The sequence below is a fragment of the Achromobacter denitrificans NBRC 15125 genome (assembly GCF_001571365.1).
Classification (GTDB): Bacteria; Pseudomonadota; Gammaproteobacteria; order Burkholderiales; family Burkholderiaceae_B; genus Achromobacter; species Achromobacter denitrificans.
On record NZ_BCTQ01000039.1, the window covers coordinates 22,783 to 49,425 of the forward strand.

General features: G+C 69.8%; 29 protein-coding genes. 15 read left to right on the forward strand and 14 right to left on the reverse strand.

Features of this window, described 5'->3' with window-relative positions:
* Positions 1–63: 63 nt before the first annotated feature.
* From ADE01S_RS25165 to ADE01S_RS25175, 3 genes are all read right to left on the reverse strand, one after another.
* Positions 64–2,682, reverse strand: a complete 2,619-nt coding sequence (locus ADE01S_RS25165) for a TonB-dependent receptor (protein ID WP_062684478.1) — start codon at positions 2,680–2,682, stop codon at positions 64–66.
* 120 nt (positions 2,683–2,802) lie between these two features.
* Positions 2,803–3,816, reverse strand: a complete 1,014-nt coding sequence (locus ADE01S_RS25170; RefSeq protein WP_062684479.1) for a FecR domain-containing protein — start codon at positions 3,814–3,816, stop codon at positions 2,803–2,805.
* Positions 3,795–4,304, reverse strand: coding sequence for a sigma-70 family RNA polymerase sigma factor (locus tag ADE01S_RS25175; protein WP_062684480.1), 510 nt, complete (start codon positions 4,302–4,304; stop codon positions 3,795–3,797). The genes ADE01S_RS25170 and ADE01S_RS25175 overlap by 22 nt, the downstream gene beginning before the upstream one ends.
* Before the next feature lie 154 nt (positions 4,305–4,458).
* On the opposite strand from ADE01S_RS25175, the gene ADE01S_RS25180 reads away from it, so the two are divergent.
* The 4 genes from ADE01S_RS25180 to ADE01S_RS25195 all read left to right on the forward strand — a co-directional run bounded on the left by ADE01S_RS25180 (position 4,459) and on the right by ADE01S_RS25195 (position 7,256).
* Positions 4,459–4,926 carry a CopD family protein gene (locus tag ADE01S_RS25180; RefSeq protein WP_062684481.1) on the forward strand — a complete coding sequence of 156 codons (468 nt, stop codon included), beginning with the start codon at positions 4,459–4,461 and terminating at the stop codon, positions 4,924–4,926.
* Positions 4,927–5,068: 142 nt separating this feature from the next.
* A complete protein-coding gene (locus tag ADE01S_RS25185) occupies positions 5,069–5,929 on the forward strand; it encodes a hypothetical protein (protein ID WP_062684482.1) in 861 nt (286 codons plus the stop codon).
* 153 nt (positions 5,930–6,082) lie between these two features.
* Entirely contained in the window at positions 6,083–6,775 is a 693-nt protein-coding gene (locus ADE01S_RS25190) for a helix-turn-helix transcriptional regulator (protein ID WP_062684512.1), read from the forward strand.
* A gap of 67 nt (positions 6,776–6,842) precedes the next feature.
* Positions 6,843–7,256 carry a VOC family protein gene (locus ADE01S_RS25195; protein ID WP_062684483.1) on the forward strand — a complete coding sequence of 138 codons (414 nt, stop codon included), beginning with the start codon at positions 6,843–6,845 and terminating at the stop codon, positions 7,254–7,256.
* Between the two features lie 77 nt (positions 7,257–7,333).
* Here the strand turns inward: ADE01S_RS25195 and kynU are convergent, their stop codons facing one another.
* Positions 7,334–8,584 carry a kynureninase gene (gene kynU, locus ADE01S_RS25200; RefSeq protein ID WP_062684484.1) on the reverse strand — a complete coding sequence of 417 codons (1,251 nt, stop codon included), beginning with the start codon at positions 8,582–8,584 and terminating at the stop codon, positions 7,334–7,336.
* Positions 8,585–8,720: 136 nt separating this feature from the next.
* Here kynU and ADE01S_RS25205 point away from each other — a divergent pair, with 136 nt between their 5' ends.
* Positions 8,721–9,194, forward strand: a complete 474-nt coding sequence (locus tag ADE01S_RS25205) for an Lrp/AsnC family transcriptional regulator (protein WP_062684485.1) — start codon at positions 8,721–8,723, stop codon at positions 9,192–9,194.
* Between the two features lie 6 nt (positions 9,195–9,200).
* Here ADE01S_RS25205 and trhA read toward each other — a convergent pair whose 3' ends face one another.
* Positions 9,201–9,830, reverse strand: coding sequence for a PAQR family membrane homeostasis protein TrhA (gene trhA, locus ADE01S_RS25210; RefSeq protein ID WP_062684486.1), 630 nt, complete (start codon positions 9,828–9,830; stop codon positions 9,201–9,203).
* Positions 9,831–9,939: 109 nt separating this feature from the next.
* Positions 9,940–11,028 (reverse strand): P1 family peptidase, encoded by a 1,089-nt coding sequence (locus ADE01S_RS25215; protein WP_172600281.1) that lies wholly within the window; start codon positions 11,026–11,028, stop codon positions 9,940–9,942.
* 194 nt (positions 11,029–11,222) lie between these two features.
* Between ADE01S_RS25215 and ADE01S_RS25220 the strand changes: the two genes are divergently transcribed.
* From ADE01S_RS25220 to ADE01S_RS25230, 3 genes are all read left to right on the forward strand, one after another.
* Entirely contained in the window at positions 11,223–12,005 is a 783-nt protein-coding gene (locus ADE01S_RS25220; protein ID WP_062684488.1) for an amino acid ABC transporter substrate-binding protein, read from the forward strand.
* An 84-nt stretch (positions 12,006–12,089) separates the two neighbouring features.
* Positions 12,090–12,770: an amino acid ABC transporter permease gene (locus tag ADE01S_RS25225; RefSeq protein WP_062684513.1), complete on the forward strand. Its 681-nt coding sequence runs from the start codon at positions 12,090–12,092 to the stop codon at positions 12,768–12,770.
* Positions 12,767–13,522 (forward strand): amino acid ABC transporter ATP-binding protein, encoded by a 756-nt coding sequence (locus ADE01S_RS25230; protein ID WP_062684489.1) that lies wholly within the window; start codon positions 12,767–12,769, stop codon positions 13,520–13,522. The genes ADE01S_RS25225 and ADE01S_RS25230 overlap by 4 nt, the downstream gene beginning before the upstream one ends.
* Before the next feature lie 26 nt (positions 13,523–13,548).
* On the opposite strand, the gene ADE01S_RS25235 is transcribed toward ADE01S_RS25230, so the two are convergent.
* The 7 genes from ADE01S_RS25235 to ADE01S_RS25265 form a co-directional block, all read right to left on the reverse strand.
* Positions 13,549–14,082, reverse strand: coding sequence for a hypothetical protein (locus ADE01S_RS25235; protein ID WP_062684490.1), 534 nt, complete (start codon positions 14,080–14,082; stop codon positions 13,549–13,551).
* A 96-nt stretch (positions 14,083–14,178) separates the two neighbouring features.
* Positions 14,179–16,338 carry a TonB-dependent receptor gene (locus ADE01S_RS25240; RefSeq protein ID WP_062684491.1) on the reverse strand — a complete coding sequence of 720 codons (2,160 nt, stop codon included), beginning with the start codon at positions 16,336–16,338 and terminating at the stop codon, positions 14,179–14,181.
* A 50-nt stretch (positions 16,339–16,388) separates the two neighbouring features.
* Positions 16,389–17,039 (reverse strand): hypothetical protein, encoded by a 651-nt coding sequence (locus tag ADE01S_RS25245; protein ID WP_062684492.1) that lies wholly within the window; start codon positions 17,037–17,039, stop codon positions 16,389–16,391.
* Entirely contained in the window at positions 17,036–17,632 is a 597-nt protein-coding gene (locus ADE01S_RS25250) for a hypothetical protein (RefSeq protein WP_062684493.1), read from the reverse strand. Before ADE01S_RS25250 ends, ADE01S_RS25245 begins: the two co-directional genes overlap by 4 nt.
* A gap of 12 nt (positions 17,633–17,644) precedes the next feature.
* Entirely contained in the window at positions 17,645–18,382 is a 738-nt protein-coding gene (locus ADE01S_RS25255; RefSeq protein WP_062684494.1) for an ABC transporter ATP-binding protein, read from the reverse strand.
* Complete coding sequence (locus ADE01S_RS25260; protein ID WP_165695657.1) at positions 18,375–19,454, reverse strand: FecCD family ABC transporter permease; 1,080 nt, start codon at positions 19,452–19,454, stop codon at positions 18,375–18,377. Before ADE01S_RS25260 ends, ADE01S_RS25255 begins: the two co-directional genes overlap by 8 nt.
* Positions 19,438–20,508, reverse strand: coding sequence for an ABC transporter substrate-binding protein (locus ADE01S_RS25265; RefSeq protein ID WP_062684495.1), 1,071 nt, complete (start codon positions 20,506–20,508; stop codon positions 19,438–19,440). Before ADE01S_RS25265 ends, ADE01S_RS25260 begins: the two co-directional genes overlap by 17 nt.
* 112 nt (positions 20,509–20,620) lie before the next feature.
* Here ADE01S_RS25265 and ADE01S_RS25270 point away from each other — a divergent pair, with 112 nt between their 5' ends.
* Positions 20,621–21,316 carry a Crp/Fnr family transcriptional regulator gene (locus tag ADE01S_RS25270; RefSeq protein WP_062684496.1) on the forward strand — a complete coding sequence of 232 codons (696 nt, stop codon included), beginning with the start codon at positions 20,621–20,623 and terminating at the stop codon, positions 21,314–21,316.
* Between the two features lie 28 nt (positions 21,317–21,344).
* Here the strand turns inward: ADE01S_RS25270 and ADE01S_RS25275 are convergent, their stop codons facing one another.
* Positions 21,345–22,025, reverse strand: coding sequence for a M23 family metallopeptidase (locus ADE01S_RS25275; RefSeq protein WP_062684497.1), 681 nt, complete (start codon positions 22,023–22,025; stop codon positions 21,345–21,347).
* Between the two features lie 213 nt (positions 22,026–22,238).
* Between ADE01S_RS25275 and ADE01S_RS25280 the strand changes: the two genes are divergently transcribed.
* The 6 genes from ADE01S_RS25280 (at position 22,239) to ADE01S_RS25305 (ending at position 26,497) form a co-directional block, all read left to right on the forward strand.
* Entirely contained in the window at positions 22,239–22,673 is a 435-nt protein-coding gene (locus ADE01S_RS25280) for a DUF2946 family protein (RefSeq protein ID WP_062684498.1), read from the forward strand.
* Positions 22,674–22,734: 61 nt separating this feature from the next.
* Positions 22,735–23,355 carry an SCO family protein gene (locus ADE01S_RS25285; protein WP_062684499.1) on the forward strand — a complete coding sequence of 207 codons (621 nt, stop codon included), beginning with the start codon at positions 22,735–22,737 and terminating at the stop codon, positions 23,353–23,355.
* A gap of 25 nt (positions 23,356–23,380) precedes the next feature.
* A complete protein-coding gene (locus tag ADE01S_RS25290; RefSeq protein WP_062684500.1) occupies positions 23,381–23,872 on the forward strand; it encodes a copper chaperone PCu(A)C in 492 nt (163 codons plus the stop codon).
* Positions 23,873–24,123: 251 nt separating this feature from the next.
* On the forward strand, positions 24,124–24,480 hold the full coding sequence (locus tag ADE01S_RS25295; RefSeq protein WP_062684501.1) for a DUF4148 domain-containing protein: 357 nt from the start codon (positions 24,124–24,126) through the stop codon (positions 24,478–24,480).
* A gap of 245 nt (positions 24,481–24,725) precedes the next feature.
* Positions 24,726–25,940: a HAMP domain-containing histidine kinase gene (locus ADE01S_RS25300; RefSeq protein WP_062684502.1), complete on the forward strand. Its 1,215-nt coding sequence runs from the start codon at positions 24,726–24,728 to the stop codon at positions 25,938–25,940.
* Between the two features lie 5 nt (positions 25,941–25,945).
* Positions 25,946–26,497 carry a response regulator transcription factor gene (locus ADE01S_RS25305; RefSeq protein WP_006221322.1) on the forward strand — a complete coding sequence of 184 codons (552 nt, stop codon included), beginning with the start codon at positions 25,946–25,948 and terminating at the stop codon, positions 26,495–26,497.
* Positions 26,498–26,643: the final 146 nt, after the last annotated feature.

A 26,643-nucleotide genomic window follows, 5' to 3' on the forward strand; every position in this document is an offset into this window, starting at 1 on the left:
AGTGGGCCCTCCGGCCGTTGTAACGGGTTGCGAAAGCCGCCGCCGGCCGGCGGCGGCTCGGGTTCAATACTGGTATGTCAATGAGACGCGGACGCTGCGCCCCGGTTCCGTGTACCAATCGACCGGACGCGGAAGCGCGGTCGCGCCGGCGGTCGGCACATTGATGGCCTCCCAGTACTTCTTGTCGAACAGGTTGAAAACGCCTGCCTGCACCTGCAGCCCCTTCACGGCCGCCGGACGCCAATAGCCCATCAGGTCCACCACGCCGTAGCCGGGCGCCTGGAAATCGGGATTGCGCGCCTCGGGCGTGGCGTCGGGGTACTCGACCTTGTTGCGTTGCAACGCGGTGGTCAGCAGCGCATCCACGCCCCACGCGTCGCGGCTGTAGCCCAGCCCCAGCACCGCCTTCAGCGGCGCCACGGAATTCAGGTACTGGCCGGTGCCTTCGTCCTTGCCCACGGCCCACGCCAGCGAGCCCCAGGTGCGCCAGCCCGGCGAGAACTTCCAGTGCGCGCTGGCCTCCGCGCCGTAGATGCGCACCTTGGCGCGGTTCACGTTGCCGGTCACGCCCAAAGGATACTGGCCCGCCCAGCCCGGCTGCCACTGCGGCGAACTCGGATTCAGCGGCACGTCGCCATCGATGAAATTCTGGTAACGGTTGTCGAAGAACGATAGCGCGCCGCCGAGCGCGTCGGATCCCAGCTTGGCGCCCAGTTCCCAGCCCTTGCTGGTCTCGGGCTTGAGATAGGGATTGCCCACGCGCAGGTAGGTGCCCGGCCCGCCGTAGTTGGTGTAGAGCTGCGTCGGGCTCGGGGCCTTGAAGCCGTAGGCGTACTGCGCGTAGAAACTCAGTTCGTCGCGCGCCTTCCACGTCGCCAGCAGCTTGGGCGAGAAGCGGCTGCCGCCATTGGACGGCGGCAGCGCGCCCGCATTCGGGTTGCTGTCGTAACTGGCGGTGGACTGCGGCTTCTGTTCGTAATGATCGTAGCGCAGGGCCGGCATGACCGTGTAGCGGCCGTCGGCGAAGCTGAATTCGTCCTGCACCCACAAGGCCCATTGGTTGCCCTTGGATTGCGGCACATCGGCCTGGTTGGTGTGCAGCATGTCGCAGGCGCGCGGGCCGAACGGCGCGGGCAGGCCCGGGCGGATCGTGGGGCAGTTGTCGTAGCCGCTGGAGTTCTGCTCGGTCTTGTTGCCGTACCACTCGCCGCCGACCGTCCACAGCTGCGACACGCTCGCGCCGGCCAGGCGCTTGGTGAATTCGGTGTTCATGCCGAACAGCGACTGCTGGATGGAGTTGCTGCGGCCGTAGGGACCGCTGGGGAAGCCGTAGCGGAAGGGATCGCCGGGGATGATGCGCGCGCGGGAATCCACGCTGCGCACGCCGCTCTGCGAGCTGTCCAGCCGCAGGCGCTGCCAATAGACCACGGCCGTGGCGGTATCGATGAGGCCGCCCTCGCCGGGCGCCTTGTAGGAATAGTCGAACGACACGCGCTCGCGTTCGGTTTCCTTGCGCGTGCCGTTCTCGCCGTAGAGGTAGCTGGTGCCGGCGCCCTGCTCGAACATGCTGTCGATGTCGGCGTTGCGCTTGAAGTACTCGCCGGTCAGGCCGAAGCGGTGTCCGCCTTCGACGCGCTGCTGCAGCTTCAGCAGGAAGCTGCGCTGGTCGTAATCCTCGGGGCTGGGCTCGCTGCGCGTGGGGCCGTAGCCGCCCACGTCGCCGCGGTTGTCCAGCGCGTGGCCGTTGCGCACCCCGGCCTGCACCAGCCAGAACGTATTGCCGTGGATCTGGCCCGCCAGCGCCGCGTTGGCGCCCCAGCTGCTGTCGGCCGAGTCGTAGTCCGTCTTGGCCAGCGCGCCGAAGGTTTTGTCGCCGCCGAGCAGGTCGGACGGCTCCAGCGTGTACAGGTCGGCAATGCCGGAAATCGCGCCGGAGCCGCCGCCGCTGGCGTCCGCCCCGCGCACGATGTCCAGCCGCGACAGGCTGTTGAAATCGACCGCTTCCAGCCCACCCTTCACGCCGCGCGCGCCGTCGTCCAGCCACGGCAGGCGGATGCCGTCCACGCGCGTCAGCACGCGGTCCTGGTCCAGGCCGCGGATGTTGATGCTGTTGTTCTGCCGGTTGAAGCTCACGCCGGGTTCGGCGCGCTTGCCCAGGTCGCTCCAGTTGCGGATCTGCAGATCGTCCAGGCGCTTGCGGTCGGTGCTGGTCTCCCAGGCCGGCGCGCTCGGCGCGCCCTCGCCTTCCACCTTGACCGGCGCCAGCTGCGTCACGCCGGCCGGCGCCTGCGCCTCCAGCACGAAGACCCGGGCGCTGCGCTCCCGCACGCCCAGGCCGCTGCCGGCCAGCAAGCGCGAGAATCCCTCATCCACGGAATAGACTCCATCGAGCCCGCCGGTGCGGCGCTGCCCCACCAAAGCCGCGTCGAACAGCACGGTCACGCCGGCGCTGTCGGCGAAGCGCGGCAGCGCTTCGGCCAGAGGCCCGGCCGCAATGCGGTAGCTGCGCGCCTGCGCCTGTTCCGAAGCCTGCGCCCAGGCGCCCGACGCCGGCAGCATCGCGCCGGCGAACGCGCTCAGGGCCAGCGCCGCATGCATGGCGGCGGCGAGTCGGGTCAGCCGGCATCGCGCGCCTCGGGCTGGTCGGGAGCCGCACGCGCGGCCGGCGGGAAGGTAAGCCATGGTCGTCCTTTCGATCCAAAAGGTGTCGGCATTCGTTTGCCTATACAGACCATGACCCTCGTGACCTCCAGATCGGACAGCTGTCCGCAAAATAATTTTCAATATCGCCGTCAGGCGGCCTCAGGCATCCACGGGCGCGCGCGGCCCGATCGTCACCCAGTACGGCGTGCGGTAGCGCACCTGCACCGGTAGCGTCGCCGGCAGGGCGGCCAGCACCGCGTCGGTGTCGCGCAGCTGGAACGCGCCCGAGATCCGCAGGCGCGCAACCTCGGGGTCGCAGCGCAGGATGCCCGGACGGTAGCGGTCGAGTTCGGCGGCGAAGGCGTCCAGGCGCATGCCGCTGGCGTACAGCACGCCGCGCAGCCAGTCGGCCGCGTGGGGATCGGCGGGGGACGGCGGCGATACGCCCGCTTCCGTCAGGCCGCCCTGCTCGCCCGCGGCCAGCTCGACGGCGGCGCCAGGATGCGCGCCGCTGCTGACCCGGACGCGGCCCTCCTGCACGGTGACCCGGCAGAACGCGCCTTCCTCGCGCACACAGAAGCGCGAGGCCTGCGCCTCGATATCGCCCAGGCGCGTGCGCACCACGAAAGGCCGGGGCCGGGCCGCCGTGTCGGCCACCGCATGCACGGCGATCTCGCCGGAACGCAGCCGCAAGAGGCGCGCGCTGGCGCTGTACATCACGTCCACGGCGCTGCCCGTATTCAGGTGCAGCGTGGAGCCGTCGGCCAGCGCCACGTCGCGCTGTTCGCCCGCGGCGCTGCGGTAATCGGCGCTCCAGTCCAGGGAATCCGAGCGCCACGCGGCCCAGGCGGCCGGGCCGGCGACCACCAGCGCCGCGAGCGTCTTCAGCGCGGCGCGGCGGTTCTTGAGCGCGGGGCGGTTCAGGGTGGCCATGCCCAGCGCGGACGGGATCAGGCCGAAACGCGCATTCACGCGTTGCGCCCGCTGCCAGGCGTGCTCGTGCTCGGCCTTGCTCGCGCGCCACAGGTCGCAGGCCCGACGGTCGGCGTCGGTGGCCCGGCCCGAGGCCAGGCGCATCAGCCAGCGCGCCGCTTCGCGCGCCACGCCGCGGTCCACCGCCGGCAGTTCTCCAGCCGTCTCGGCCGGCGCGCTCAGATCGCCGCCATGATGCATTGCTCGAATCCCTTGGCGATGTAGCGGTGCACGGAACGCAGCGACACGTTGAGCCGGGCCGCGATCTCGCCGTGGCTCAGGCCCTCCAGTTGCGCCATCAGGAAAGCCTGGCGGGCCGGCAGCGACAGGCCGGCCAGCATCTCGTCGATCTCCTGCAGCGCCTCCAGGATGATGAGGCGCTGCTCAACCGACGGGGCCAGCGGCTCGGGCATCAGCGCCAGCGCTTCCAGGTAGGCCTGCTCCACCGAGCGGCGCCGGTGATGGTTCATGAGCAGGCGCTTGGCGATGGTGGTGAGATAGGCGCGCGGCTCGCGCAGCGCATCGAGCTCATGGCGGTGCCGCAGCACGCGGACGAAGGTGTCCTGCGCCAGGTCGGCCGCGTCGAAGGTGTTTCCCAGCTTGGCGCGCAACCAGCCATGCAGCCATCCGTGATGCGCGCGGTACAGAAGATGGACGGTGTCGCTCGTGGCGAGCACGGGATTGGGCACGTCAGGCTCCCTGGACTCTTAATTACAAATAGCAATCAATCTCATTCTAAATGGAAAACCATGATCCAGGTCAAGTCCGCGCGCGCGGCATGACGGCGATATGATGGGGACGGATTCAGCCCGGCCCCCGCCCTCTTTCTCACACGGATTCCGCATGCTCTACAACGCGCTCAAGTTCGCCCACGTCATGGCCGTGATCCTCTGGGTCGGCGGCATGCTGTTCGCCCACTGTTTCCTGCGCCCCGCCGCGGCCGCGCTGGAACCGCCGGTCCGCCTGCGGCTCATGGCCTCGGTGCTGGGCCCCTTCCTGAACACCGTGCTGGCGGCCATCGTGCTCATCCTGCTGTCGGGCATGGCGATGATCGGCCAGGAAGCGGCCCAGGCGGCGCAGACGGGCGGCGCCTTCTTCATGCCGCCCAGCTGGACCGCCATGGCCGCCGGCGGCCTGCTCATGATGGCCATCTACGCCTACATCCGGTTCGCCCTCTATCCGCGGCTGAACGCGGCCGTCTCAGCCTCCGACTGGCCGGCGGGCGGACGCGCCATGGGCGGCATCCGCCGCTGGGTGGGCGTGAACCTGCTGCTGGGCATCGCCATCGTCGCCATCGTCTTTCTGGGGTAGCCGGATATCAGCCGGCCCCCGCCAGCCATCGGACATGCGACGGCTGGCATCGGGATTCTTTTGCTTGGTGCAATACGCCGTACATCCGCGGACTCCACACTGCGGATGCTTCTCGCGGGCCTCGACAACAAAAGGAATCTCCATGATCAAGCGCGTCTTCACATTGGCCGCCCTCGGCCTGTTCGCCTCCACCTTCGCCGCGCAGGCCGCGGCGCCCATCGACAACAGCGCGCTGGACCAGCCCGGTTTCCGCGAGCACAAGGCCACCTACGGCGTGGTGTACCGGCTGCCCCAGGACGTCAACGCCGTGCTGGATGCCAAGATCAACGGCACGCTCAAGGCCGACCTGGTCAAGCTGGGCCTGAAGGCCGAAGCCGACACGCCCAACATGCCGCACGTGACGGTGGTGCACATCCACAGCGCCGATCCCGCGACGCCCGACCGCATGCTGAAGGCATTGCCGAAGCCGCCGGCCCCGCTGCAGGTCACGCTCAAGAGCTTCTATCCCACCGAGGCCGCCAAGGGCGCGGGCCATCCGTGGTGGCTGGACCTGGGCGTGGTCAAGAGCGGCCAAGGCTTCGAGGACATGATGCGCTACAACACCGTGGCCACTGCCGCCCTGGCGCCCTTGCGCGACGGCCCGCTGCCGCGCGTGACCGGCCCGGTCTACGCCAAGATGAGCGATGCCGGCCGCGACCTGGTCCGCAACCAGGGCGTGAGCGGCGTGAACGTCATGCAGGACGGCAAGGAAGTGCGCGCCCACAACCCGCACACCACGCTGGTCTACAGCATGGCGCTGTACGACACGCGCCTGCAGGACGCCATGAAGCAGGAAGCCGACAAGTTCAACGCCGTGCTGCCCGAGGGCATCCCCACGACGTTCAAGGACGTGTCCATCGTCGAGATCGGCTTCGCCGGCAACGTAGTGCGCGAGATCTACCGCATCAGCCTGGAAGACGGCTCGGTGCTCGACGTCGCCACCGGCAAGAAGGTCGGCGCCTGATCCGCTCCCCGGGGCGGGGCCGCGGCAGCCTGGCGCTGCCCGGCCGACCGCCCCGCCCTCCCGATCGCGCGGCGCGCGGGCGCCCGGATGCTGCCGTTTCATGGCAGCATTTCATGGCAGCATTACGTTATCGCCATCCGCCCGCCCCGCTCCATGTCCCGCACCGAAAGACTCCTCGGCCTGCTGCAGACCCTGCGCTGCCACCGCCGCCCCGTCAGCGGGCACCGTCTCGCGGCCGACCTGGGCATCAGCATCCGCACGCTGTACCGCGACATCGCCACCCTGCAGGCGCAGGGCGCCGAGATCGACGGCGAGCCGGGCGTGGGCTACGTGCTGCGGCCCGGCTTCATGCTGCCGCCGCTGATGTTCAGCACCGAGGAAATCGAAGCGCTGGTGCTGGGCACCCGCTGGGTGGCGGATCGTTCCGATCCCCGGCTGGGGCAGGCGGCGCGCAACGCGCTGGCCAAGATCGGCGCCGTGCTGCCCGCCGACCTGCGCGACGGCCTGGACGCGATTCCGCTGCTGGTCGGCCCTAGCGCGATGCCCGTGATCGACCGCGTGGACCTGGCGCTGATCCGCCAGGCCATCCGCAACGAACAGAAAATCGACATCACCTACCGGGACGACAAGGGCGCCGATTCGGCCCGCTTGATCTGGCCTTTCGCGCTGGGCTTCTTCGACAGCGTGCGCATCGTCATGGCCTGGTGCGAGCTGCGCCAGGACTTCCGCCATTTCCGCACGGACCGCATCGCCACGCTGGAGGCCGGCGCGCGTTATCCGCGGCGCCGGCACGCCCTGCTCAAGGAGTGGCGGGCGATGCAGCGCGGCGCCGCGAAATCGGGTTGAATGCTACTGCCAAAAACTGACAGCACCCCTATCTAACATGAGCGCGTCTACTTCCCTGGAGCGCATCATGTCCGACACCAACTTCGTCATTTTCTACGTGGACAAGCCGGCCGCCAGCGCCGCGTTCTACAGCGCGCTGCTGCAGCGCCCGCCCATTGAAAGCTCGCCCACCTTCGCCCTGTTCGCGCTGGATTCCGGCCTGATGCTGGGGCTGTGGTCGCGCCATACCGTGGAGCCGGCCGCGGCCGGACGCGGCGGCGCCTCGGAACTGGCCTTCACCGTGCCCGACGCGGACGCGCTGAACCGCCGCCACGTGGACTGGAGCCTGCGCGGCCTGCCCATTCTGCAGGCGCCGACCGACATGGATTTCGGCCGCACCTTCGTGGCGCTGGACCCCGACGGCCACCGGCTGCGGGTGTTCTCGCCGGCCGCGCAAGCGCCGGTGGCGGAGCCGCGCGCCGCCAGCCTGGCCGGCGCCTGAGGGCGCCCCGGGCTGGTCGACAGCAGCAATGCATTGAGCGGCGTGCCGGCCCGCGCTGGGGATGGCTGCCGCGGCGATCAGGTCACGGCGGCCCGATGGCGGAATTCCGGCTTGTCCCAGGCCCGGCTGTCGAGCACGTCCTTCAGGATGTCGACGGCGTCCCAGACGTCGGCGTAGCCGAAGTACAGCGGCGTCAGGCCGAAGCGCAGCACTTCGGGTTCGCGGTAGTCGCCGATGACGCCGCGCGCGATCAGGGCCTGCATCACCTCGAAGCCGTTCGGGTGGCGGAAGCTGACGTGGCTGCCGCGCTGCGCGTGTTCGCGCGGCGTCACCAGCGTCAGCGGGTGGCCGGCGCAGCGCTGCTCGACCAGCGCGATGAACAGGTCGCCCAGCGCGAGCGATTTCTTGCGCACCTCGGCCATGTCGGCCGCATGGGCCACGTCCAGCCCGCATTCCACCAGCGACAGCGACACGATGGGCTGGGTGCCGCACAGGTAGCGCCGGATGCCGCCGGCGGGCTCGTAGGCGACCGCCATGTCGAAGGGCCGGGTGTGGCCCCACCAGCCGGACAAGGGCTGCCAGAAATCCTTGGTGTGGCGCGGCGCCACCCAGATGAAGGCCGGCGATCCCGGGCCGCCGTTCAGGTACTTATAAGTGCAGCCCACGGCGAAGTCCGCGTCGGCCCCGTTCAGGTCCACCGGCACCGCGCCCGCGGCGTGCGCCAGATCCCAGATGGCCAGCGCGCCGCGTTCGTGCGCCAGCGCGGTCACGGCGGCCATGTCGTGCATCTGCCCGCTGCGGTAGTTCACGTGCGACAGCAGCATCACCGCCACGGAATCATCCAGCGCGGCCTCCAGCGGCAGGTCGTCGTCGATCAGGCGCATTTCGTAGCCCTGCTGCAGCAGGTCGATCATGCCCTGGATCATGTAGAGGTCGGTGGGGAAGTTGTCGCGCTCGGACAGGATCACTCGGCGCGAGGGCTGGCGCTGCTGCTGGATGCGCAGGGCGGCGGCCAGCGCCTTGAAGATGTTCAGCGAGGTGGTGTCGGTCACGACGAGCTCGCCTTCGCGCGCGCCCAGCAGGCTGCCCAGCTTGTCGCCCAGGCGGGCGGGCAGCTCGAACCATCCGGCGGTGTTCCAGCTGCGGATCAGGCCCGAGCCCCATTCCTGGCCGATCACGGCGGCCGCGCGGGCGGCCGCGGCCTTGGGCAGCACGCCGAGGGAGTTGCCGTCCATGTACAGCACGCCCGGCGGCAGGTCGAACCGGTCTTTCAAGGGCGCCAGGGGGTCCTGGCGGTCGGCGTTCACGCAATCGTCGCGAGTTTTCATCACAGCTCCATCGGGCATATTCCTGATAAATACTATCAGCGCGGACAGGCTGATATATTGCAAATCCGGGCGCGGAATACCCTAGGTTTCCGCATTGGATTGCACAGGAACGGTTTTTTTTGAATTGGATTGCGCCATGCAGATCGATGCCATAGACCAGCGGATTCTCTACCGCCTGCAGGAGAACGGCCATCTCAGCAACCAGGAGCTGGCGGAGCAGGTGTCGCTGTCGCCCTCGGCCTGCCTGCGGCGCGTGCGCGCCCTGGAGGAAGCCGGGCTGATCCGGGGGTATCGCGCCGTGCTCGACCCCGAAAAGCTGGGCTTCGAGCTGGAAGCCATCGTCCACGTGTCGCTGGACCAGTCGCGCCCCGGCTGGCACGAGGAATTCCTGGCCGGCATCGCGCTGCACGACGAAATCACCGAGGCCAGCATCGTGACAGGCGCGTCCAACTACATCCTGGCGGTGCGCACCCGCAACCTGGCGGCGTTCTCGCAGTTCGTGGAAGACAAGCTCAGCAAGATCCCGGGCGTGCGCGATCTCTGCTCGCATATCGTCATGCGCAAAGTGAAAAGCCGCGGCGGCATGCTGCCGCTGGCCAGCTGGCGCTAGCCCCGGCTAGCCGGCGCCCAGGCGCAGGAAGCCGAACACCGTCACGAAATGGCAGGCGGTGCCGCCCATGACGAACAGGTGCCAGATGCCGTGCGCGTGCCGCCAGCGCTGGTCGTTCACGTAGAACAGCGTGCCCGCCGTATAGACCGCCGCGCCCGCCAGCAGCCAGGCCAGCCCGGCGGTGGACAGCGCGCCCGCGATCGGCGCGGCGAACATCACGCCCAGCCAGCCCATCGCCAGGTATAGGTGCAAGGCCGGGGCCGCGCCGCGCGCCCACCACAGTTCGCGGCCGATGCCGAACGCCGCCAGCAGCCAGATCGCCACGCCCATGGCGCTGCCCCAGCCGTGCTCCACCGGCCCGAACGCCAGCGGCGTGTAGGTGCCGGCGATCAGCAGGTAGATCGCGCAGTGGTCGGCTTTGGCCCACAGCGCCTTGCGGCGCCCCCGCGAGCAGTGGAACAGGACCGACGAGGCGTAGACGGCGATCATCGACGCGGCGAACACCGCGCAGCCGACGATCTGCCGCGTGTCCACGTTCAGCTCGGCCGCGCGCGAGATCAGCGCGCCGGATGCCGTCACCGCCAGCGCCAGGCCCGCCAGATGCGTCGCGCCGTTGAGTCGTTCGCCCTTGTACATGCGCCCCTCCGCCCGCCGGCCATGCGCCGGCGCTACCCATCATGGACCCGTTCTGTGACAGTGCCGGGTCAGCGGCGCGCCGGGGCGGGCGCGCCGCGTTGGACGCGGATCAGGCGATGAAATCCACCGCCGCGGGATAGCCTTCCAGCGCGCGGGCCGACAGGATGGCGCGCTGCACCGCGATCGCCATGGCCTCGGCCGCCATCACGCCCAGCAGCATCAGGTTCGCGTTCTTGCCGGAGGCGCCCGTGCCCAGCGCGAAGATGGTGTCGCCGTCGAGCATGGTGTGGATCGGGTTGATCGTGCGGGCCAGGCCGTCATGCGCCATGCCCGCGAGCTTCTGCGCCTGCGCCTTGGTGAGGCGGGCGTCGGTGGCGACCGCGCCGATGGTGGTGGCGGTGCCCTCGCGCATCGATCGGGGCAGGTCGCCGGCCAGGATGGCGGCGCGGGTGTCGAGCAGCATCTTGCCGTCGGAGGTGCGCGCGCCGGCCAGGATGCGCCCCGTGGCCGGATCCAGCACGTCGCCCACGGCGTTGACCGCCACGATGGCCCCCACGGTCACGCCCGCCACGGTGAGCGAAGCGGTGCCGATGCCGCCCTTCATGGCGCGCTTGGGCCCGTACAGCTTGCCCACCGTCGCGCCCGCCCCCGCGCCCACGTTGCCTTCCTCGGGAGCCTGGGCGGTGGCGGACTTGCAGGCCTGGTAGCCCGCGGCGGCGTCTGGCCGCACCGACGCGTCTCCCACGCCCAGGTCGAACAGGATGGCCGAGGGCACGATGGGCACGTGCGCCACGCCCACGTCGAAGCCGATCTTCTTTTCCTCCAGGTAGCGCATGACGCCGGAGGCCGCGTCCAGGCCGAAGGCGCTGCCGCCGGCCAGCATGATGGCATGCACTTTCTCCACCATGTTCACGGGATTGAGCAGGTCCGTCTCGCGGGTGCCGGGCGCCGCGCCGCGCACGTCCACCCCGCCCGTCGCGCCGGCCTCGGCGATGATGACCGTGCAGCCCGTGGGGCGGCGCGTATCGGTGTAGTGGCCCACGCGCAGGCCCGCCACGTCCGTGATGCTGCCGCCGCCCGGCATCAGCCGTGAGCCGTTGGCGCCCTGGGCCGGCATCGCCCCGGCGGCGGCCGCCGCCCCCGCGGCCGCCATCATGAAAGTCCGCCTGTTCCATCGCTGTTCCACACCGATCTCCATCAAGGTCCCGCATGATTGAACCCCGGCCGCTGCGCGCCGGGGCGTGGGTAACGCCATATGACTTGCCGCTATATTTTTACTATTCCTTATGCTTTGTGGAAAAATAGGCCCGTTGTTAGAGTGCGGCTAAGCCGGAGGGCATCGCAGGCCCGCATGCTCTCCACAGTGCTATCTGCCATCCGTGGAGCATCGCCATGAAACTCTTTCGTACGCTATTGGCCGCCGGCCTCGTCCAGGTCGCCGCGCTGTCCGCCGCCCATGCCCAAACCGGCCTGGAGCAGATCAAGTCCGCGGGGGTGTTCAAGATCGGCACCGAAGGCACCTACGCCCCCTTCACCTTCCACGACGCATCCGGGCAGCTTACCGGTTTTGACGTCGACATCGGCCGCGCCATCGCCGAACGCCTGGGCGTCAAGGCCCAATTCGTCGAAGGCAAATGGGACGGGCTGATCGCCGGCCTGGACGCCAAGCGCTACGACGCGGTGATCAACCAGGTGGGCATCACCGACGCGCGCCGCGCCAAGTACGACTTCTCCGACCCGTACATTTCCTCGGCCGCCGTGCTGATCGTCCGCGACGACAATACCAGCATCAAGTCCTTCGACGACCTGAAGGGCAAGAAATCCGCCAATACGCTGACCAGCAACTTCGGCAAGCTGGCGCAGAGCCACGGCGCGGAAGTCATCGCCGTGCAGGGCTTCAACGAAGCCATCGACCTGCTCACCTCGGGCCGCGTCGAGGCCACGGTGAACGACAACCTGTCGTTCCTCGACTTCAAGAAGCAGAAGCCCAACGCCCGCGTCAAGATCGCCGCCACCGACAAGACCGCCGAGTTCAGCAACTCGGGCGTGCTGATCCGCAAAGGCAACCCCGAACTGCAGGCCGCCATCAACAAGGCGCTGGCCGACATGAAGGCCGACGGCACCTACAAGACCATCTCGGTCAAGTACTTCGGCACGGACCTGTCGGCGCAATAAGCCGCTGGAGCCCCCATGACGCCACCTCCCTGGCTGCAAGCCTTCCTGCCCGACTGGCTGCTGGCGCAAATCGGCGAGTGGACGGTGCCGTCCTGGGTGCAGCTGATGGCGGACTCGTTCTGGCCGCTGCTGCAGGCGGGGCTGAAGTTCACGGTCCCGCTGACGCTGATGTCCTTCGTGCTGGGCCTGGCCCTGGCCTTCGTGGTCGCGCTGATCCGCCTGTTCGGCCCGGCGCCGCTGGTGGCCGTGGCGCGGTTCTACGTGTGGCTGATCCGCGGCACGCCCCTGCTGGTGCAGCTGTTCGTGATCTTCTACGGCCTGCCCAGCGCGGGCATCGTCCTGGATCCGCTGCCCGCCGCGCTGATCGGCTTCACGCTCAACGTGGGCGCCTACAACTCCGAAGTCATCCGCGGCGCCATCGAGTCCATCAGCAAGGGCCAATGGGAAGCCGCCTATTCGCTGAGCATGACGCGCGGGCAGGCGCTGCGCCGCACCGTCCTGCCGCAGGCGGCCCGCGTGGCCGTTCCGCCCCTGTCCAACTCCTTCATCGCGCTGGTGAAGGACACCTCGCTGGCCGCGGTCCTGACCGTGCCCGAGATCTTCCAGGCCGCGCAGCGCATCGCCGCGGTCACCTACGAGCCGCTGATCCTCTACACCGAGGCCGCGCTGATCTACCTGGTGTTCAGTTCCGTCCTGTCGGCCGCCCAGGTCCGCCTGGAGAAGCGCTTCGGACAGCATGCGGTGTTTTCCGAGAAGAACCGATGATCCGCCTGGAAAAAATCGAAAAGGCCTTCGGCGGCAATCCCGTGCTCAAGCAGGTGGACGTGAGCATCGCCGAAGGCAGCGTCACCGCCCTGATCGGCCCGTCCGGCAGCGGCAAGAGCACGCTGCTGCGCTGCGTGAACCTGCTGGAGGTGCCCGACCGCGGCCTGCTTGAGATCGGGCCGGAAACCGTGGCGTTCGAGTCCGGCCGCAAGCTCGCCCGCGACCAGGTCCAGCGCGTGCGCATGCAGACCGGCATGGTGTTCCAGAATTTCCAGCTGTTTCCCCACCAGACCGTGATCGGCAACGTGATGGAAGGCTTGCTGACGGTGAAGAAGTGGCCCCTGGACCGCGCCCGCGCGCGGGCCGAGGAATTGCTGCGCAAGGTCGGCATGCTGGAAAAGGCCGAGGCCTGGCCGGCCAACCTGTCGGGCGGCCAGCAGCAGCGCGTGGCCATCGCGCGCGCCCTGGCGCCCGCGCCGCGCGTGCTGCTCTGCGACGAGCCGACCTCGGCGCTCGATCCCGGCCTGGCCGCGGAAGTGGTGGACGTGCTGCGCCAGCTGGCGGCCGAAGGCATGACCATGCTGATGGCCACGCACGATCTGCGCCTGGCGGCCAGCGTGTCGCGCGAAGCCGTGTTCCTGCTGGACGGCAGCGTGGTCGAATCGGGCGAGTCGCGCGCGCTCTTCACGCAGCCCGCGGACCCGCGCACCGCCACGTTCATCTCGACCCTGACGCAGGAAGCCGCGCTCTAGGGCCTGCCCACGCCCCAGGCCTGTCCTCAGCGCGCGCTCGGGACGAACTCGAACAGCGATTCCGGCTCGGCCGCGATGACGCGGGCCGCGATCTCGCGCCGCAGGGCCGCGTGCGCGCGCTGCGCGTCCGGCGCGGTATTCCCCAGCAGGTCGAAGAATTCCGCGGGCAGCACGCCCGGGCGCAGCACGGCCTGGACGCCGCGGGCGCCGCGGCGCAGATGGAAGCTGTAGGACTTGTCGGCAGCGCGGCTGTAGCGCGCCTCGGGCAGCGCCAGGTCCACGGCATAGCTGCCGCGCGTGACGGCGCGGGTCACGAATTCGAACGCGTCCCGCACGCCGGGGCCGGGGTGTCCGCTGATCACCGACAGCTCCTGGCGCGGCACCGGGGCGCCGGCCTCCTCCAGCCGCGCAAGCGCGCCGCGCAGGCCCTGGAAGGTCAGCGCCAGCATGGCGAGCGCGCCGTGGCCGTGGTAGGCCTGGACGGCGTCGAAACAGATGGGCAGCGGCCCTTCTTCGGCCATCACGGTCAGCGTGGCGTCGTGTCGTTCGGGGGTCGTCATGGAATATCTCCTGGTGAGGCGCGACAGCAGGCCGCCGCCGTGGCGGCTCGCGGTCGCGCGAAGGGGGGGAATCGGGAAGGTTGCGCCGCGGCCGGCTCAGAACCGCGTGCGCAGCGTCAGGCTGACGCTGCGGCCGGGCTCCAGCAGCGGATTCAGGTCGGTCATGGGGTAGGCCACGTTGGACGACGTGGCCGCCGTGCGGTAGGCGCGGTCGAACAGGTTGTTCACGCCCAGCACCACCTGGGTATTGCCCAGTTGCGGCAGGCCCAGGCGATCCAGCTGCAGCTGGGCGTACAGGTTCACCACCCCGAAGCCCGCGGCCGGATACTCCGCGCGCTCCGCGTAGCGGCTCTGGCCCTTGGCCCATTGCAGTTCGCCGCTCAGCGCGTAAGCCTCGTTCGCGCCCACGTATTGCAGGCCCAGCAGGCCGCTGAGCGGCGCGATCGATTGCAGCGGCGTGTCCGTGTCGCGGTTGGTCGCGTGCAGGTAGCTGGCGTTGCCGTACAGATTGACCGCCCGGCTCAGCTGCCAGCGCCAATCCAGCTCCAGGCCCTGGATCCGCGCCTTGCCCACGTTGCGGCGCTGCGTGGCGGGCAGGCCCTGATAGGACGTGGTGACGTTCTCCAGGAAGTCGCTGTAGTCGCTGCGGAACGCCGTCAGGCCCACGGTGGCCTGCTCGAAATGCAGCCGGGTGCCGGCTTCCACGGTGACGCCGCGCTCCGGCTTCAGGCCGGGGTTCGGAATCGTGTAGCTGGTGCCGGTGTAGCCGCTGCTGAACATCTCGGACGTCCACGGCATGCGGAACGAGCTCCCCACGCTGCCCAGCAGTTCGACCACGTCGGTGGCCCGGTAGGCCAGCCCCAGGCTGCCGGTGGCGGCGGTTTCCGTCGTATTCTGCGCGGCCCGGAAGGCGGGCAGCAGATTGGGCGAAGGCAGCGGCTCCAGGCCCACGTCGGACTTGAACCAGTCGTACCGGCCGCCGGCCGTGAGGGTCCATTTCGGCGCCGGCTTCCATTCCGTCGTCAGGAACGCCCCGACGTTCGTCTGGTACTGATCCGGGCCCGTCTTCGTGTAAGGGGTGCTGGTGGTGACCACACTGCCGTTGGGCCGGCGCACCGTGATGTCGCTGCGCGACTCCGAGCCCGGACGGCGCTCGTGCATGAAGTCCAGGCCGAAGGTCGTGTTGGTGTCGGCCCACGGAATCGTCGCCGCGACGCTGCCGCCCCAGACCACGGGGCCGATCACGTTGTTGCGCGCATCGACCACCCGCGCCGGGTTGGTCTGGTTGTGCGTGGCCATCACGGTGCCGAACTCGTTCACGTAGACGCTGGCGCGCAGCGAGCTGATGACGCCGTCGAATTCGCCGGTGTAGGCCAGCCTGCCCTGCTTGACCTTGAGCGGATCGCGGCGGCTGTAGCTCAAGGGGTACTCGGGCACGGTGCCGGCCGCGCCGTCCTTCACGTAGGCCACGCGCGCGCTGGCTTCGATGCGCTGGCGGGCGTCGGGCATATAGCCCAGCACGATGCCGCCGCCGCCGCCGCGGAAATCGCTGTTCGGCACTTCGCCCGCCGCGCTGTCGTAGTTGCCGGCGCGGCGCCCGGTGGCGTAGACGCGCAGGTCGAAGCCGTCGCCCGCGCCTTCCAGCGCCACGTTGCTTTGCACGCCGTTGCCGTTGGTGCTGTACGTGACCGAGGCTTCGCCGCCGTTCAGGCCGAAGGGCTGGCTCAGGTTGCCGTGGGCCCGTCTGGTGACGAAGTTGACCAGGCCGCCCAGGCCGTCGCTGCCGAAGCGCGACGAGTTGGGCCCGCGCACCACTTCCACCTGCTCGATCTCGGTCGGGCTGATCAGCATGAACTGCAAGGTGTTGCGGCCGCGGAAGCGGTCGCCGTCGATGAACATCGGCACCCGCATGTCGTTGGTATTGAGTGCGCGCAGGAACAGCGTGCCGGCGATGCCGCCGCTGCGGCTGACGGTGGCGTTGGGCACGCGGCCGAGCAGGTCCAGCGTGCTCATCGTGTTCAGGCGGTCGATGTCCTGGCTGTCCACCACGCTGACCGGCTGCGTGACGGAATGGTCGATCGAGGCGGGCGGCGGCGTCGCCCCCATGGGTCGCAGGCGGCCGTCATCAGGCTGGCCGTCGGCGGTGACCTGGATGGACGGCAATTGAGGAACATCCGCCGCCGCGGCGGGCGCGGCGATGGCGGCGGTCAGCAGGCCGGCGCCGACCAGGGGAGCGTACGAGGAGAAACGTTGCATACGTGCACACAAGTGAGGGGGGCAAAAACGGAATCGGCGCGAGCGCGGCGTCAGGCGGGAGCCAGGTCCTGCGCGACGACCGGCGTGGAGTCTTTCAGCCAGGGAAGGAACCCGCGCAGGAAGCGGCTGGACGCCGGCATGAAATAGCTGCCGTGGTGATACATCGGATCCAGCGACGTCACGATCAGGCGCCCCGGCGTGCTGCGCCGGTCTTCGTACAGCACGGAGCCGGCGCCGGCCTTGTCGATCAGGGACCGTGCGCCCGGCGGCGGCGCGTACGTGCCGTGCTGGTGCCAGGTGGCATCGGCCAGCGTCAGGTAGCTGAACAGCGGATGCTCCGGCATGGCCACGCGCAGGCCGGAATCGGCGCCGGGCTCCTTCCACCACCAGAAATTCACCTCGGACGGAGTCCAGTTCACGCCGTCGAGCCAGCGTTCCGAATGCGTTTCGCCCATGGCGACCAGGGTCTTGCCCGCCGCCAGGAATCGCGCGAAGCGATCCCGGTGCGGCACCAGCAAGTCCGGGTTGCTGCGGCACGACACGATCAGCGCGTCGCAGCCGCGCAGCGCGGCGTCGTCCAGGTCGCGGATGTAGATCGCGCGGTCGATGCAGCGCGCGAATTCAGGCGTATGGAACGTGCGATGGTGGTAATAGGTGCCGGCGTCCAGCGCCGCGATCACGGGGTGGCGTCGCAGGTTCATGCCGCGTCTCCCTTCAGCCAGTCGAACAATTGGGGAACCAGGCGCGCGGCGCTGTCGGGGCTGCCCGCGTACATCCACAGGTCGTTGCCGGCGTGCGCCAGCAGGCGGCCGCCGCCCGGCAGGGCCAGGAGCCAATCGATGGGCTGGGCGTCCGGGCCCAGCGTGTTGAGCACCAGCGCGCCCGCCGGCGCGGGATTGCCGCCGCGCGCATAAAAGCCCGCCACGCCGCGCCGGAACGTCAGGAGCTCGGGATCCACGCCGTCGAATATCGGATGGGGAGCCGCGCGATGCACCCGCAGGCCTTCGATGCCCTTCCCCGCCCCCGGCACGAACGGCGCCAGCCAGCGCAGGAAGGGATACGCGACATGGCCGTTGAAGACCACCATGCCGCCCGACTCCAGATAGGTTTCCAGCCGCTCGCGCTGTTCCAGCAGATAGCGCTGGTCCGCGTTCGCCGGGATCAGCAGCGCGCGATAACCGGCCAAGGGCTGCTCATGCAGCCGGTACAGCGGCAGGCTCGCGGCGAGCGGCGCGGGGCCGCCGGTGAGGGCGGCGGGGCCCTCGCCGCTCCAGTGATTCAGATAGGCAATCATCGCTTTCCTGGGTCAACGAAAAACAGGGATCACGCCGCGGACCGCGCCGCCGTCGCCGGGCAGCGTGGCCACCCGCACCGGCAGGCCATAGAGGCGGCTCAGGCGCTGGTCCACGCACATGCTCCCGGTGGCGCCGGCTTCGCAGCCGTCGGCATGCATCAGCAGGGTCTGGTCCGCGATATGCAACGCGTGCTGCGGCTGATGCGTGGTGAAGACCACGGCCAGCCCCTCTTCGCGCGCCAGCCGGCGCAGCAGCGACAGCACGAGGTCCTGGTTGCGCAGGTCGAGCGCCGCGGCCGGCTCGTCCAGCACCACGATCGGGCTGGCGCTGGCCATGGCGCGCGCAATGCAGGCCAGTTGCTGCTGGCCGCCGCTGAGCGTGTGGAAGGGGCGCTCCGCCAGCGGGGCCAGCCCGACCGCCTTCAGGCAATCGCGGGCGATGCGCCAATCGCGCGGGCCCGGCGCAGCGTACCAGCGCAGGTGGCGCGCCCGGCCCATGCCGACCATGGTCAGCACGTCGTAGGCGAACAGCGTGTCGCTGCGCTGCGGCACATAGGCGGCATGCCCTTGCAGGCGCACCGTGCCCGCGGCCCGGGGATGCAAGCCCAGGATGGTGCGCAACAAGGTGGTCTTGCCGCGCCCGTTCGGCCCCAGCACCGCCAGGATGCGGCCGGCGTCCAAGCTGAGCGACAGGTCCTCCAGCAGACGGCGTCCGCCGGCCTGCACGGCCAATCGATTCAACTCAAGCATGGTGCGCTCCCTGGCGCTGGGCCCGGCGCAGCAGCCATGCGAACAGCGGCGCGCCGATCAGCGCCGTGATCACGCCCAGCGGAATCTCGGCGCTGGTCGCGCTGCGGGCCACGGTATCGACCGCCACCATGTAGGCGCCGCCGATCAGCGCGCTGGCGGGCAGCAGCAACCGATGGTCGGGCCCGACCAGCATGCGCGCGATATGCGGCACCACCAGCCCTACCCAGCCCACGGTGCCCGACACCGCGACGCTGGCCGACACCACCAGCGTCGCGCAGCCCAGCAGCAGCCAGCGCAGCGGCTCGACGGCGATGCCCATTGCGCTGGCCTGCTCGTCGCCCAGCGACAGCACGTTGATGCGAAAGCGCAGCGCGTACAGCAGCCCCATGCCCGCCACGATGGGCGGCACCGCGGCCGCCAGCTTGGCGTAGGTGGCGGTGGCGAAGCTGCCCATCAGCCAGAACACGATGGCCGGCAGGCTGTCGTTCGGATCGGCGAAATAGGTGGCCAGCGAGATCAGCGCGGAAAAGAATGCGCTGGTCACGACGCCGGCCAGCACCAGCATCAGGATGGTCGTGCGGCCGTTGGAACGGCCCAGCGCATAAACGATGGCCACCGCCAGCAGGCCGCCGGCGAACGCCAGCCCCAGCGTCGCCCACAGCGACGAGAACAGCAGGATCGCCGCGCAGCCGCCGAAGGCCGCGCCCGACGAAATGCCCAGGATCTGCGGACCCACCAGCGGATTGCGGAAGGCGCCCTGCAAGGCCGCGCCGCACATCGCCAGGCTGGACCCGGCCAGCACCGCCAGCAGCACGCGCGGCAGGCGCAGCTGCATGACCACGCGCTGCTCCGTGGCGCCGGCCGCGGGCAGCCATGCCGCCAGGCCGTCGGGCAGCAGCTTCGCGGCCAGCACGCCGGACACCTGCGACAGCGACAACGGGTAGCGGCCGACGCACAGCGCCACCAGCACGGACGCCAGCAGCGCCAGCGCCATCAGCAGCCAGGGCCAGGTTTTCTTGCTCGCCACCCTCGGCAGGCCCGGCGCGCGCGCCGATTCAGCGGAAGCGGTCATAGCCCGCGCCTCCCCGGTTCATTTCCACGCGCAGCACGGCGTCGATCTCGCTCGCGGCCGGATGATGGCCATAGAGTTCGGCATAGGCCCGGGCGAGGTCGTCGCGCAGCGGCCAGGCGAAGCGGTCCGGATGCAGCACCTGGCTCAGCCACTGCCAATACAGGGGCGACTCCTGGCTGGGCGGATCCCACAGGTAACCGCCCAGCGGCACCTTGTAGACGCGGCGGTCGCGCACGGCGGGAATGTCGGCGAACAGCGGATCGCCATACAGGGTGTCCGGCGTCAGGCCGGGCTCGAAATTGTTCAGCAGGATCACGTCCGGCGCCCAGGCCATGATCTGCTCCATGTTCACGGCCTGCCCGCTGGCGATGGACGCCGACACGTTGCGTCCGCCGGCCAGCGCGATGTCGTCGTCGAAACTGGTATTGCCGCCGGCCGCGCGCAGCTGCGGCGCGTAGCGCGACAGGTACAGCACGCCCGGCCGCTCGCCGGCCGGCAGGCCGTCGGTGACGGCGCGGATCCCGGCGCGCACCCGGTCGCGCCATTGCAGCTGCGCCTGGGCGCGGGCCTCCTGGCCCAGCGACAGGCCGATCAGGCGTATCCATTCGCGGGTGCGGTCCTCGGTGCCGTACACCAGCGCGGCGACGGGCAGCCCCGCGTTGCGCAGCGGCGCGATCAGGTCGTCGCCCATATGGCCCCACTGCCACACGAGATCGGGCTGCATCATCAACAGCGTTTCCACGTTGGGCACGAAGCCCGAACGGGTAACGTCCGTGCGCACGGCGGCGATGGCGGGAAAGATCCTCGCCAGCGGCCCGTCCCTCATCAGCTCATGGGCGTTGGGATGCATGCCCGCCAGATGCGCGACGCCGCCATCCAGCGAAATCAGCAGCGAGCCGGCGGGCATGGGCAAGGTCACCGCGCGCTGCGTCGGCGCCGGCAGGCTGACCGCGTTGCCCAGCATGTCGTTGAACGCGACGGGCGCCGCGTGAATCGCGGACGACAACAAGACTCCCGCCGCCAGCGCGACGCGGGAAGAGAAGAGAGGGGCCATGTGGGAACTGGTTTTGCCGCGGCCGCCGCCGGGAAGTCGTGGCGGCCGCAGTGGTACGATTACAAATAAGAATCAGTCGCATTAATTCTATTTGCTCAGCCGGCCAGATCAAATGACTATTGTCAATTCACTTTCCGCGCCCTTGATTTCGGCGTTGCGCGCCCATCCGTGGTTCGAGGGCGTGGACGACGGCGCCCTGGCCGCGCTCGCGGCGCGCAGCCGCTGGCTGGAGTTCGAGGCGGGCGATACGGTGTACTCGGAAGGCCAGGCGGCCACGTCGTGCCTGCTGGTATGCGCCGGATCGCTCCAGGGCCTGCGCTACACGGCGGATGGCGACGACAAGGTATTCGGCCACGTCGGCCCGGGCGGCTGGCTGTCGGTGTCCACGCTGTTCGAAGCCGCGCCGCGCCATCTGCACAGCGTGCGCGCCCGCAGCGCGGGCAACGGCTGCCTGCTCAACGGCGAAGCGTTCCGCCAGCTTTGCCTTGCCGATGCGCGCTTCACCTGCCGCGTCATGGCGCATTGCGCGAACCTGATCCGCCATCACACCGGCCAGATCGACTGGCTGACCTCCAGCTCGGCCGAGGAACGCGTGGCCGAGTACATCCTGCGCGCGGGCAAGCCGCAGGGCAGCCAGCCGGTGGCGCTGCCGCTCAGCCATTCGCAGATCGCGGTCAAGCTCGGCATGCGCGCCGAGACGCTGAGCCGGATCTTCGCCAAGTGGCGGCGCCAGGGCTACATCTCGGACCGGCGGGGAGAGCTATGCATCCTCAAGCTGGATTCGCTGAAGGAACTGGTGCACCCGTGACGCGCGGCGCCCTGCCGCCGACCCCGCGCTATTTCGGCGGCAGCGAGCCTGCCGGATCGACGGCCTGGCCGTCGTAGCGCAGCTCGAAGTACAGGCCGACCTGCTTGCTGTCGCTGTTGCCCATTTCGGCGATCTTCTGCCCCTGGCTCACGCGCTGCCCTTCCTTCACCAGCAGTTTGCTGTTGTGGGCGTAGATGCTCAGGAAGCTGGCGTTGTGCTTCACGATGACCAGATGGCCGTAGCCGCGCAGGCCGCTGCCCGAATAGGCCACCGTGCCCGGCGCCGCGGCCACCACCGGCGTGCCCGAGGCGTTGCTGATGACGATGCCGTTGGAGCCGGAGCCGTCGTAGCCGCGGGTGACCTTGCCCTGCGCGGGCCAGACCAGCGATATCGCCCCCGGCGGCGCGGTGCGCCGCCGCGCCGAGGACGTGGTCGCCGGCCTGGACGTCTGCGCGCGGCTCGTGGCCTTGCTCGGCGCGGGCGCGCGCGCCTGGCCGGCGGGCGGCTCGACCCGCAGCACTTGCCCGACCTCGATGGCATTGGCGTTGGACAACTTGTTCCAGCGGACCAGGTCGCTCACGCTGGCGCCCTGCTTGCGCGCGATCTGGGTCAGCGTATCGCCCGACTGGACGCGGTAGTAGCCGGGCTGGACCTTGGTGGTGCCGCAGGCCGTCAGCAGGACCAGCAGCGCGATCCCCAGCAGCCCCATCCAGCGGCGCAAGGGCGGGCTCGTCCGGCGCGGGCCCGCGGCCGGCGCGGCGGGAGACGGGGCGGAAACGGACAGGGCTGGAGCGTACGAGGAAAGCACTGAAACCTGGGGCACTGAGATCGGGGGTCGGGATGGAGTGCGTTCAAGGGTACCAAGATTTTCGCGGTTCCGCGCCGGATGCCGAGGCCGGACCACACGGGTAGAATGCCTGGCATGCCTGCCTTAACCAGACACGTCCGCCTCCAGCACGCCGCAAGCGCCGCTCGCGCGCGGGCCGTGCTGTGGCTGGCGCTGCTGGCGCTGACGCTGCGCGCGCTGGTGCCGGCGGGCTACATGCCCGACACCCGCGCATTGCATGACGGCCGCCTGGAAGTCACGTTCTGCTCGGCCGCCGGCGCGCTGCCGTCGTTCGTGCTGGCGCTGCCCGCGGGCGGCAAGGAACAGGCCGGCCACGACACCGCCGGCTCGGGCGCGCAGTGCCCCTTCGGCCTGCTGGCCCATGTGCTGCCGGCGCCCGCCGCCGCCCCCCCGCCGCTCGTGCTCGCCACCGTGCGGCACGCGCCGCCCAAGCCCGCCCCCGGCGCCCTGCCGTCGCAAAACGCCCACGGCCCGCCGCTGGGTTCCCGCGCCCCGCCCGCCCTCGCCTGACTCCGCCTTGCCGCGCGGCGCCCCGCCGCGCCCTGTCGATACGTCAACCGACGAGGTTTTCATGCATTCCCGTTTCCCGCGCGCCGCCGCCGGCGCGCCCTCGCACGCGCCCGATCCGCGGCGCCGCCTGCTGCTGTCTTCTCTCGCCCTGCTCGCCCTGACGGGCTGCGGCCCCGACGCCCCGAAACTCCACGGCATGGACTTGTCCGGCATGCCGGACGGCGACTTCCAGCTGCAGGACACCGACGGCAAGCCCCGCACGCTGGCCGACTACCGCGGCCAGCCGGTGATGCTGTTCTTCGGTTTCACGCAGTGCCCGGACATCTGCCCCACCGCGCTCACGCGCGCGGTTGAAATCAAGAGCCTGCTGGGCGCGGACGCGGCCAAGCTGCGCGTGCTGTTCATCACCGTCGACCCCGAACGCGACACGCCCGAGATCCTGCGCGCCTATACCCAGGCCTTCGATCCCGGGTTCGTCGGCCTGCTCGGCGACGCGCAGCAGACGCGCGCCGCGGCCCAATCGTTCAAGGTGTTCTACCAGAAGGTCCCCACGGGCTCGTCCTACACAATGGACCACACCGCGCTGACCTACGTCATCGACGCCAAGGGCAAGCTGCGCCTCGCCCTGCGCCACCAGCAGACCGCGCAGGAATGCGCGGACGACCTGCGCACCGTGCTCTGACGCCCTCATCGAAAAGGAATCCGCAATGAAAGCAATCTCGATCAAGTCCCTGGCCGCCGCCTTCGCCCTGTGCGCGTTCGCCGGCGCCGCCCCCGCCGCGTTCGCCCAGGACGCCTCCCTGACCGTGCAGGATCCCTGGGTGCGCGCCACCGTGCCCAACCAGCACGCCACCGGCGTCTTCATGCGCCTGACCTCGGCCGCGCCGGCGCGGCTCGTCGCCGTGGAGTCTCAGGCCGCCAAGCACGTGGAGATCCACGAAATGGCCATGCAGGACAACGTCATGAAGATGCGCCAGGTGCCGGGCCTGGACCTGCCCGCCGGCCAGGCGGTCGACCTGAAGCCGGGCGGCTATCACGTCATGCTGATCGACCTGGCCCGCCAGATCGCGCCGGGCGAGCACGTCGCCTTGACGCTGGTGGTCGAGGACGCGCAGCGCCAGCAGCGGCGCATCGCGGTGGATGCCGTGGCGCGACCGCTCAACGCCGGCGCCGCGCCCGCCGCCGGCCACGGCCACTGAGGCGCGGCGCAAGCCGTCCCCATGAAAGCGGACTGACATCTGTGCTGCACGGTTGAAACACCTTCCGTGCAACAGGCGGCCCGGACGCGCAACGCGGCTCCGCGCGCCGGGTCGAATGAAATAGGCCCGGCGCGCGTTCCTTTCCGCGCGCCGGGCGAGGCATCGCTCATCCCGGAAATCGTCCGAGGGCAGCATCGCGGACGACGGCGCGGCCGGTCCCGGCCGCATGCTTTGATCGTCAGGAGCATTTCATGAAAGCCTCTACCTTATTGCTATGCGCCGGCCTGGCCGCCGCCGCCGGCGCCGCGCAGGCCCAGCCCGCGCAATACTCGCGCGACCTCTACGGCGACTGGCGCGTCACCTATGCCGCCCCCGCCGCCAAGACCGCGGACCAGGTCAGCGCGGAACTGGCCCAGTCCAAGGCCAGCGGCCAATATAGTTTCGGCCAGGAAGACTATCCGCCCGCGGTCGCGGCCACCCATCCGGAAAGCCGCGCCCAGGTGGAACAGGAACTGCAGCAGGCCCAGGTCCAGGGCGAAATGGCCTCGGACGAGGAAGACTATCCCCCGCCCGCCATGGCCCACAGCGGCACGTCCGCCATCCACTGACACGGCGGCCCCTCCGCCATTGCGCATACAGGCGGTTCCGCCGGCGGCCGATATTAGGGACACCTTTACCGCCCCTCCGCCGGCGTCTCCCCCTGATTCGCCATACAATGCCACGTCATCCGCCGCCGGCGCCTCTGGAGCGCGCCGGCAGCCGGCGCCCGCCGCGCCGCGCTCCGGATGCCAGCGTTCCGCGCAGCCGGGCGCTTGACCCGCCGGCTGACAGGCCGGCACCTCTGTGTCTGGATATGCCCGGTAGTTCCGCCTTTTCCTTCCTGCGTACCCTCTGCAGCCTGCGCTGGCTCGCCATCGCGGGCCAGGCCGCCACCATCCTGCTGGCCAGCGGCGTGCTCGGCCTCGACCTGCCGCTCGAACCGCTGTGGCTGGGCGTGGGCGCGCTGATCGGCTTCAACGTCTACGCCAGCCTGCGGCTGCGCCACCGCCGCGACCTGTCCCACGCGACGGCCTTCGGCCATCTGTTCGTGGACATGGCCGTGCTCGCCTGGATGGTGGGCTGGAGCGGCGGCATCAACAACCCGTTCGGCATGATGTTCCTGATCCTGACCGCGCTGGCGGCCCTGGCGCTGCCGCGCAACTGGGCGCTGGCGGCGGCCGTGGCGGGCATTTCCGGCTATGCGGCGGCCGCGATCTTCGGCCAGCCGCTGCGCGGCGAGCTGGATACCCACAACCTGCTGCTGTGGGGCATGGGCGCCAACTTCCTGATCTCGGTCGTGGTGGTGCTGGTGTTCTCGACCCGGCTGGCCTCGGATCTGCGCGCCCGCGAGCGCGAGCTGGCCAGGCTGCGCGAGCGCTTCACCCGCAACGAAGGCATCGTCGCCCTGGCCACGCATGCGGCGGCGATGGCGCATGAACTGAACACCCCGCTGGCCACCATGACGCTGCTGGCCGACGAGATCGCCGCCGAGATCCAGGACGAAGACCTGCGCGCCGACGTCTCCACCCTGAGCCAGTTGCTGGCCCTGTGCCGGGAACGTATCCGCAATCTCGCGGTCCCAACCGCGGTGGACCTGGTCCGCGTGGTGGGACAATGGCGCCTGATCCGGCCGACCATCGACCTGCAGCGTTCGGGCACCCTGCCCGGCAGCCTGCGGGTGGACCCGGCCATCGCCCACCTGCTCCAGGCCTTGCTGAACAATGCGGCGGACGCCGGCGAAGCCGCCAACGCGCCGCGCGTGGACCTGCATCTGGAGTATGGCTATGGCGCCCTGCGCGGCGAAGTCCGGGACTACGGGCGGGGCTTCGACCCCGACCATACCCTGCTGCCGGCCACCAGCCTGTTCAACAGCGGCAAGCCGGGAGGGCTGGGCGTGGGCCTGGCGCTGTCGCACGCCACGGTCGAACAGCTGGGAGGCGAAATGACCATGACCGCCGCCGAAGAAGGAGGCACCCGCATCCGCTTTTACCTGCCGCTAGGGCAGGCCCTAGGCACCCCCGGGACTTGAATGTGATGAATCCAACCGATCTTGGCCTGTTGATCGACGACGACGAGCTGTACGTCCGCACGCTGCAGCGCAGCCTGTCTCGCCGCGGCCTGGAAACCCGAACCGCCACCGGCATCGCCGAAGCCTTGCGCGTGGCCGAGGAAATCCGCCCCGCCTTCGCCCTGGTGGACCTGCGGCTGGGCGAGGACTCCGGCCTGACCCTGATCCGTCCCCTGCGCGCCCTGCGGGCGGACATGCGGATTCTGCTGGTCACTGGCTATGCCAGCGTGGCCACGGCCGTCGAGGCCATCAAGCGCGGCGCGGACGATTACCTGCCCAAGCCGGCCACCGCGCCGATGATCCTGCGCACGCTCGGCCTGGTGAAGCCGGAATCCGTTACGATCGAAACCACCATGACGCCGTTGCACCGCCTGGAATGGGAGCACATCCACCAGGCCCTGCACGAAACCGGCGGCAACGTCTCGGCCGCCGCCCGCCTCCTGGGCATGCACCGGCGCTCCTTGCAGCGCAAGCTGGCCAAAAAACCGGGGCCGGAACGCGAAGTGCTCGTGGACTGATTTGTGCGGATGCGACATAAGGTCGCACCCCTGGCTTGTGCGGGTGCGACATATCGTCGCACCTTGGAACCCGCTCTCGGGGCCCTACTCCCCTAGGAAAACCCTAAACCTGCTCCGTCCGGAGCAGAATCTCCCCAGGGAATGCG